Here is a 7,993-nt window from a genome sequence, read left to right as displayed (position 1 = left end):
CGTCCGAGCCGAGCTCGGCGCGGCCGCGGTGCTCTCGGGCATCTCGTCGCGCACCTGGGTGTCCGAGCGTGGCCGGTTCCGTGCCGATGACGCCGCGTCGCTCATGATCACCGGCGTCGGTCCCTACCAGGTGTGCACGTCTCTCGTGATCGTCGAGAACACCCACAACTTCGGCGGCGGCACGGTGCAGTCCCTCGACGAGATCCGTCGCGCGCGCGAGGTGACCCGAGAGCGCGGCGTCGCGATGCACCTCGACGGGGCGCGACTCTTCAACGCCCACATCGCCTCCGGCGTGCCGGTCAGCGACTACGGCCGGGAGTTCGACACCGTCTCGATCTGCCTCAGCAAAGGCCTCGGCGCCCCGGTCGGGAGCGTCCTCGTCGGCTCGGCCGAGGCCATGGCGGAGTCGCGGATCTGGCGCAAGCGCTTCGGCGGCGGCATGCGCCAGGCCGGGATCCTCGCTGCCGCAGGCCTTTTCGCGCTCGACCACAACGTCGACCGTCTCGCCGACGACCACGCCCGTGCCCGGCGCGCGGCTCAGGCGATGGCCGAGGCGGCTCCCGGCTCCGTCGATCTCGCGACGGTCGAGACCAACATCGTCATCGTCGACGTGGCCGCGGTGGGTTGGACCGCCGCAGCCTTCGTCGACGCCGCCCTCGCCGCCGGGGTGAGGACGTATGCCGTGGGGCCCGGGGCGGTGCGCCTCGTCTGGCACCTCGACGTCGACGACGCCGGCACCGACGTCGCGATCGACGTCCTCACCGCGCTCCTGCGTTCGGCCCCCGCCGCCTGAACACCCCACCCGGCTCCGCCGGGGTGGAGTTGGTGCGTGGTGGGGGGCGGTCCGGGGTGTGCAAACTCCGCCGGGGTGGAGTTTGCGAGGCGGTGGGGGGCTGTCCGGGCCGTGCGAACTCCGCCGGGGTGGAGTTCGCACGGTGGGGTCGCGGCAAGGGGCGCCCAGGCTGGGTCAGACCTCGTGGTGGAGGGCCTCGGCGGGCAGCTCGCCCGGGCGCCTACGTGCCAGGAGCTCGACGGCAAACATCGCGATGAGCACGAGGGCTCCACCGACGATCATGCGCAGGGTCGCGGTCTCGTCACCGAGCGTCACGGCGAAGAGCGCGGCGAAGACCGGTTCGACCGTCATGATGATCGCGGCCCGGGTGGCCGGCATGTGCGCCTGCGCCCATGTCTGCACCCACAGGGCGAGGATGCTCGCGAAGACCACCATGTAGAGCACCGTGCCCCACTCCGCAGGGGTGCTCGGCAGGACGACACCGCCGGGGAGTGCCCCGACGGTGCAGAGCGCCGCGATGACGAGCATCTGCACGACGGACAGGCCGGTCGCGATCTCGGAGGCGCTGTGACGGCCCAGTCCCACGATGTGCAGCGCGTAGAGCGCAGCCGCCAGGAGGGTGATCGCCTCGCCCACCCCGACCGACAGGCCGTTGAGGGACAGGAGCGCGAGACCACCGGTCGCGAGTCCCACTGCGGCCCAGGTGGATCCAGGCACGCGCTCGCGCAGGAGCACGGCGGTGAAGACCGGGGTGAGCACGACGTAGGTGCCGGTGACGAAGCCCGACACGGAGGCTGGTGTGGTGGCGAGCCCCTGGGTCTGGAAGATCTGAGCGAGTCCGTAGAGAGCCCCCAAACCCATGCCGACGAGGACCTGCCGACGACTGAGCGCGCGCACCGGTCGCCAGAAGACGATGAGCATGATGACGGCCGAGAGGGTGAAGCGGACCGCGAGGAAGTCGACCGGTGGCACGGTCTGGACGAGGTCGCGGATGAGGAAGAACGTCGAGCCCCAGACCGCGGTCAGGGCGACGAGCAGCAGCGTGGCGAGGCGCGTGCGCGCCGAGGGTGTCACGAGGCCGGCTCAGACGATGGTCAGGATGATCGTGCTGCCCTTGGGCGCGGACTGGCCGCCCTTGACGCTCTGGCTCTGGACGAGGTCGAGAACGGCTCCGAGCAGCCCCGTCTCCTTCTTGACCGTGAAGCCGAGGTCGGTCAGCGTCTTCTCCGCGTCTTCGGACGAGCGCGCGACGACGTTGGGCACCTGCACCATGACCGGTCCCTTGGACACGACGACCTTGACGGCGTCGCCCCGGTGCAGCGTGCCGCTCTCGGGTGACTGCGAGACGACCTGCCCGGCGGGGACGGTGTCGCTGTTGACGTCCTGGCCGCGCTGGACCGTGAGGCCGGCGTTGGTGATGGTCGCCGAGGCCGCTTCGAACGCCGTGCGCGTGACGGTGGGCACCTGGATCGGCTCTCGTCCCTTGGACACGACCACGGACACGGCGCTGGCGCGCTTGACCGACGCGTTCGGGGCGGGGTCCTGGGAGACGACCGCCCCTGCGGGCACCGTCTCGCTCCAGGCCTGCGACTGCTTCCCGAGCCGGAGCGTCAGTGGGGACAGCGACGAGCCCAGGTCGGCGGCCTTGAACCCGACGAGGTTGGGGACGGCATACCGTTCCTTGCCCTTGGAGACCACGAGGCGCACGGTCGAGCGTTTGCCGAGCTCGCTGCCCGCGGTCGGCTCCACGCGCAGGACGACGCCCTTGGCCTTGACCTCGGAGAACTCGCCGGCGGTCTCGACCGAGAGGGAGGCCTGTCGCATCGCGCCTTCGGCCTGCGAGATCTGCTGACCGACGACCGCCGGCACGACGGTCAAGCCGCCGGGGCCGGCCGTGAACCACCAGCCGCCGAACGAGGCACCCGCAACGATGAGGGCGGCCGCGATCCAGAGGGGCCAGCGCCGTCGGGCACCCGGGCGTTGGTGTCGGTCGATCGGCATGGCTGCGGTGTGCTCGACGACGTGGCCGCCCTCGTGCACGGACAGACCAGCGAGGGCGGACGGACCGAGCTCGTTGGGGCGCGTGCGGTGCGGTTCCGGGCGGGCACCGGCCGCTCCGGAGCGGGATGGACGGTCGGCACGGGGCAGCCGCGTCGTGGCGGAGGTGGGCGCCAGGGTCGAGGTGCTGTCAGCCTCGGGCGCGAGGGCGGCGCCGCGGTGGTCGAGCTCGGCCGCGGACAGGCTGCGCCGGACCTCGCGCAGGGCGGTGACGAAGGCCGTCGCCGACTCGAAGCGGTCGTCCGGTTCGACGGCCGTGGCGCGTGCCACGAGGTCGTCGAGCGCAGCCGGTATCTCGGGCACCAGCGTCGACGGGGCGACGACCCCGCCGTGGACGTGGTTGTACGCGATCTGGATGGGGGTGGCGCCGGTGACGGCCTTGCGCCCGGTGAGCATCTCGAAGAGGAGCAGGCCCGCGGCATACACGTCGCTGCGGGTGTCGGCGACGCCACGCTCGACCTGCTCGGGGGAGAGGTAGGAGACGGTGCCGAGCAGGACGCCCGTCTGGCTCGTCGTGGCCTGGTTGGTGATGGCGCGGGCCAGCCCGAAGTCGGCGACCTTGACCTCGCCGTCCCGGCGCACGATGACGTTCTCGGGCTTGACGTCGCGGTGGATCATGCCAGCCGCATGGGCGGCCCGCAGTGCCAGCAGGATGGGCTCGAGGATGGCGAGCGACTCGCGGGCAGTCAGCGGCGCCTCCTCGTGGATGACGTCGCGCAGGGTCTTGCCCTCGATGAGCTCCATCGCGAGGAAGACCTCGCCGCTGTCCTCCCCCTGGTCGAAGACGGCCACGACGTTGGGGTGGTTGAGGCGTGCGGCGGACCGGGCCTCGGCGCGGAACCGCTCGACGAAGACGGCGTCGGTGGCCAGCCCCGGCCGCATGATCTTCAGGGCCACCTCCCGGTCGAGGCGCCCGTCCAGCGCCACGTAGACGGAGGCCATGCCTCCGTCAGCGAGGTGGGAGAGGATGCGGTACCTGCCGTCGATCACCCGACCGACGAGGGCGTCCGCCACGCTGGACGTCACGGAGGGCAGTTTACGGGCAGACGCAGCGCTTCCTGTGCAGGCCAGCCGCAGCGGGCCTGCACAGGAGCCTCGGCCCCGGCTGCTCAGAGGCGGTCGTAGATGGCGAGCACGTTGGCGACGTAGCTCTTCGTGTCGTCGTACAGGCCCTTGGTGCGGACCGAGTAGATGCCCTGGTAGTAGCCGGCGATGGCCTGCTCGCGTGAGTCGGCGCTGGCTTGGAGGGCTCGGATGATCAGGACGCCGCCCGTGATGTTGTCCTGCGTGTCGTAGCGGTCGAGCGAGCGACCCGCGAGCTCGGAGGCCCACGTCTGGGCCACGGGCATGAGCTGCATGACGCCGACGGCGTCAGTGGAGGACACGGCACGCTGGTACCAGCTGGACTCGAGCCACGCGATGGCGAGCGCCAGCTTGGGATCCACGCCGTGGCGGGTCGCCGTCGCACGAACCATGGCCGTGGTCTCGGTGCGGCTGGGCACGTCCCTCGCGGCGAGCTTGGCCTTGCTCTCGGCCACGGCCTGGGCGGTCTTGTTGGGGTACTGGTAGCCCGAGGGGGGAGCCTGGGTGGGTGCCGGCGTGCTCGCAGATCCCGCATCGGGGACAATGATCTTCTGCCCCGGATAGATGATGGAGGAGCTCTTCAGCTTGTTGGCCGCGAGCAGCTTCGTCAGGGAGACCCCGTGGCGCTGCGCGATACCACCCATCGTGTCGTTGGCACGCACGACGTAGGTGGTGCTCCTCGCCGAAGGCTTCGACGGGCTGCTTGGTGTCGCCCCAACCTTCGCCGGGGCGGGTGTGGGAGACGTCTGTCGGCCGGAGGGCGTGCGAAGCGGGACGAGCAGCTTCTGCCCGGGGTGGATCACGGCGCCCCCGCGACTGAGGCGGTTCTTGTCGACAATCGTTTGGATCGTCGTGCGGTGGGCGATGGCGAGACCCCAGAGCGTGTCACCCGGGCGAACCGTGACGGTTTCCCACGGGGTAGCGGCGACGGGGGCCACTGCGATGTGTGCGGGCAGCGCGGCGATGTCGGCGAAGGGCATGAGGGTGGAGTCCTTTCCTGAAGCCCGAACTGAGTGATTGAGGCGTGGAGGGGCGGTCGGAAGGGGCGTCGAGTCGGCGATGGTCTGGGTTCCACGGGAGCGGCGGGCCGCTCCGACGTGGAATGTGACGCTTGTGAGTCAAGTGGCGTGTGTGACGATAGCGCATGGTTTAAGCGCTAAAGTGTAAATACATCAATGTAATTCGTCGTCCCGCAGTTCGTGCGTCGGCCGCCCTGCGAGGCGATTGCTCGAGGGATGTTCGAGGCGAGGTTCGCGGGGTGCGCGATCCGGGCGCGGACGGTGGCAGACTCTTGCACCGTGAGCGAGACCCCTGCACCGCAGCCCGACGAGTCCTCCACCCGCGACCTCGAGTCCCTCGTCGGCGAGTGGCTGACCGTGCCCGACGTCGCTGAGCGACTCGGCGTGCCGCTGTCGCGCGTGCGCCAGCTGATCGCGGACCGCGAGGTCCTCGCGGCACGCATCGGCGACCGCCGCGTCGTGGCCATCCCTGCCAAGTTCTTCGGCGAGACCGGCCCCCGCCCCGAGCTCCGCGGCACCATCACCGTCCTCGCCGACGGCGGCATGAACGACGACGAGATCATCGAGTGGCTGCACACCCCCGACGAGACGCTCCCCGTCGAGGGTGCGCCCATCGACGCGATGCTGGCCGGWCACAAGACCGAGATCCGGCGCCGCGCGCAGGAGCTCGCCTTCTGAGACCTCGGCGCTGCCCCCTCGGGGTGACCCGGCCGGGAGCCGATGGCGTATGCCGTGTGGCGCGGTCCCGGGGCGAGCGCCGGAATCGGGCGTCGGGACCGCCGGGCCGTCGGGATCTGAGCTCAGGACCGCCGGGCCGTCGAGACCGCGACGAGGGCCTCGAGCACGTCGAGGGCCGGCGCGTCGTAGGAGCCGGTCTCACGGGCCCGGTCGACGGCACGGCACGCGTCGTCGGCCAGGGCCGTGATGAGGTCCTCGACCCGGTCGACGGCTCCCGTGTCGACGAGGACCCGGCGGATCGCCTCGACGCCCTCGAGCTCGAGGTCGTCTCGGCCGAGGAGGCTCTCGACGATCTCGCGCTGGGAGTCCGAAGCCGCGTCGAGGGCGTGCGCGACGAGAACCGTGCGCTTGCCCTCACGCAGGTCGTCGCCAGCCGGCTTGCCGGTGGCCTCGGGGTCGCCGAAGACGCCCAGCAGGTCGTCACGCAGCTGGAACGCCTCGCCCAGGGCCAAGCCGTAGTCGGACAGGGGTGCGAGGGCGCCGTCCGGTGCGCCGCCGACGAGCGCACCGATGAGCAGAGGGTGCTCGATCGTGTACTTCGCGCTCTTGAAACGGATCACCTGCCGGGCCGAGGCGACCCGGGCCTCGAGGTCGAGGCCGTCCCAGCCCCGGGCCGACTCGAGCAGGTCGAGGAACTGGCCGCCCATCAGCTGTGTGCGCATCGTGTCGAAGAGCTGACGTCCGCGGGCCAGCTCCTCGCCGGGCAGGCCGCACGTCGCATACATCTCGTCGCACCAGGTGAGGCACAGGTCGCCGGCCAGGATCGCGGTGCCCTCGCCGAACCGGTCGGGGTCACCCGCCCAGCCGCGCTGCTGGTGCAGCGCGGCGACGGCACGGTGCGCGGACGGCATACCCCGCCTGGTGTCGCTGCGGTCCATGACGTCGTCGTGGAGCAGCGCGGCGCCCTGGAAGAACTCCATGCTCGCGGCGAGGCGGACGAGCGCGTCGGAGTCGGCACCGCCGGCGGCGCGGTAGCCCCAGTAGAGGAACCCGGCGCGCAGGCCCTTGCCGCCGGTCAGCAGGCCGGACACGGCCGACACGAGCGGGGCCGTCTCGTCACCGATCGCGGCGAGCGACTGCGTGGCCCCGGCGATCTGCCCGTCGATCGCGTGCTGCACCCGACGGCGCAGCACGTCGAGGTCGGTGGGGGTCTGCACGGGGTCCTCCATCGAGTCGCGGAAATGGTGGCCAGCCTACGCGGCGGCCCGGTCCCACCGTGAACAGCCCGCGCATCGTGGACGTGCTCGGCCTAGGGTGTGCGGCATGGCACACGGCACGGCATCCTCGATGGCGCGGGCGGAGCGGTTCACGCGATCCATCCCGGCGATGATCGAGGCCGACACCCCGACGTTCAGCTTCGAGTTCTTCCCGCCCAAGGACGACGCGTCCGAGTCGCAGCTGTGGGACGCCATCCGCCGTCTCGAGAAGGTCTCGCCGAGCTTCGTCTCGATCACCTACGGCGCCGGGGGCGGTACCCGCGACCGGACGGTGCGCCTCACCCAGCGCGTCCTCGAGGCGACCTCGCTGACGCCCATGGCGCACCTGACGTGCGTCGGCCACTCGGTGACCGAGCTGCGCAGCATCGTGGGGTCGTATGCCGCTGCCGGGGTCCGCAACATCCTGGCCTTGCGCGGTGACCCGCAGGGCGGGCTCGGCCAGCCCTGGGTCGCCCACCCGGAGGGCCTCGACCACGCCGACGAGCTCGTCGCACTGGTCCGCGGCCTCGGCGACTTCACGGTCGGCGTCGCGGCCTTCCCCGACGGTCACCCGGAGTCGGGCGACGTCAGCGAGGACGCCGAGACCCTCATCCGCAAGGAACGGGCCGGCGCGGAGTTCGCGATCACCCAGATGGTCTTCGACGTCGACAACTACCTCCGGCTGCGCGACGAGCTCGCACGACGCGGGTCCCGGCTGCCCGTCGTCCCGGCGATCATGCCGATCACCAACGCGCGCCAGGTGGTGCGCATGGCGCAGCTCGCGGGCCAGCCGATGCCGGCCGCGGTCACCGACCGCCTCGAGCGCCACGGGGACGACGCCGCGGGCGTGCGCGCCGAGGGCATGGCCATCGCGACCGAGTCGTCACGCCGGCTGCTCGACGAGGGAGCACCCGGCATCCACTTCATCACGATGAACCGCTCGTCGGCGACGCTCGAGGTCTTCGGCAACCTCTGAGGCGCCGAGGGCCGAGCGCTGACGCCGAGGACGCGCCGAGGTGGCCTCGGGGGCCTCGAGCTCGACGTGTGAGCGGCACCGCCCGCGGGGCCACCGGGAAGGAGGGCGGGTCAGGTCTGCTGGTCGAAGG

Annotated in this window: 7 protein-coding genes; 3 read left to right on the top strand and 4 right to left on the bottom strand. The window is 71.5% G+C overall.

All coding sequences use genetic code 11. The annotated features are described in order from the left end of the window. Positions 1-793 (top strand): threonine aldolase family protein (locus AC1DP0_RS14275; protein WP_478085211.1); only part of this gene is annotated, 793 nt, incomplete at its 5' end. 174 nt (positions 794-967) lie between these two features. Here AC1DP0_RS14275 and AC1DP0_RS14270 read toward each other — a convergent pair. The 3 genes from AC1DP0_RS14270 to AC1DP0_RS14260 form a co-directional block, all read right to left on the bottom strand. Beyond that, positions 968-1,867, bottom strand: a complete 900-nt coding sequence (locus tag AC1DP0_RS14270) for a DMT family transporter (RefSeq protein WP_478085210.1) — start codon at positions 1,865-1,867, stop codon at positions 968-970. 9 nt (positions 1,868-1,876) lie between these two features. Further along, positions 1,877-3,877, bottom strand: coding sequence for a Stk1 family PASTA domain-containing Ser/Thr kinase (gene pknB, locus AC1DP0_RS14265; protein ID WP_478085209.1), 2,001 nt, complete (start codon positions 3,875-3,877; stop codon positions 1,877-1,879). An 83-nt stretch (positions 3,878-3,960) separates the two neighbouring features. Next, positions 3,961-4,914: a lytic transglycosylase domain-containing protein gene (locus AC1DP0_RS14260; protein WP_478085208.1), complete on the bottom strand. Its 954-nt coding sequence runs from the start codon at positions 4,912-4,914 to the stop codon at positions 3,961-3,963. A gap of 318 nt (positions 4,915-5,232) precedes the next feature. Between AC1DP0_RS14260 and AC1DP0_RS14255 the strand changes: the two genes are divergently transcribed. Beyond that, a complete protein-coding gene (locus AC1DP0_RS14255; RefSeq protein ID WP_478085207.1) occupies positions 5,233-5,631 on the top strand; it encodes an Rv2175c family DNA-binding protein in 399 nt (132 codons plus the stop codon). Positions 5,632-5,753: 122 nt separating this feature from the next. Here the strand turns inward: AC1DP0_RS14255 and AC1DP0_RS14250 are convergent, their stop codons facing one another. Further along, positions 5,754-6,848: a polyprenyl synthetase family protein gene (locus AC1DP0_RS14250; RefSeq protein WP_478085206.1), complete on the bottom strand. Its 1,095-nt coding sequence runs from the start codon at positions 6,846-6,848 to the stop codon at positions 5,754-5,756. 106 nt (positions 6,849-6,954) lie between these two features. On the opposite strand from AC1DP0_RS14250, the gene metF reads away from it, so the two are divergent. Further along, positions 6,955-7,863 (top strand): methylenetetrahydrofolate reductase [NAD(P)H], encoded by a 909-nt coding sequence (metF, locus tag AC1DP0_RS14245; protein WP_478085205.1) that lies wholly within the window; start codon positions 6,955-6,957, stop codon positions 7,861-7,863. Positions 7,864-7,993: the final 130 nt, after the last annotated feature.

It is taken from the genome of Terrabacter sp. P5_B1 (genome assembly GCF_056400505.1).
The sequence above is the reverse complement of the archived record's forward strand: the minus strand, read 5'-3'. Positions and strand labels throughout refer to the sequence as shown.

What these genes read in the sequence shown, in the direction of transcription:
- AC1DP0_RS14260 (WP_478085208.1), bottom strand. Translation starts at nt 4,914, where the DNA reads ATGCCCTTCGCCGACATCGCCGCGCTGCCCGCACACATCGCAGTGGCC.
- metF (WP_478085205.1), top strand. Translation starts at nt 6,955, where the DNA reads ATGGCACACGGCACGGCATCCTCGATGGCGCGGGCGGAGCGGTTCACG.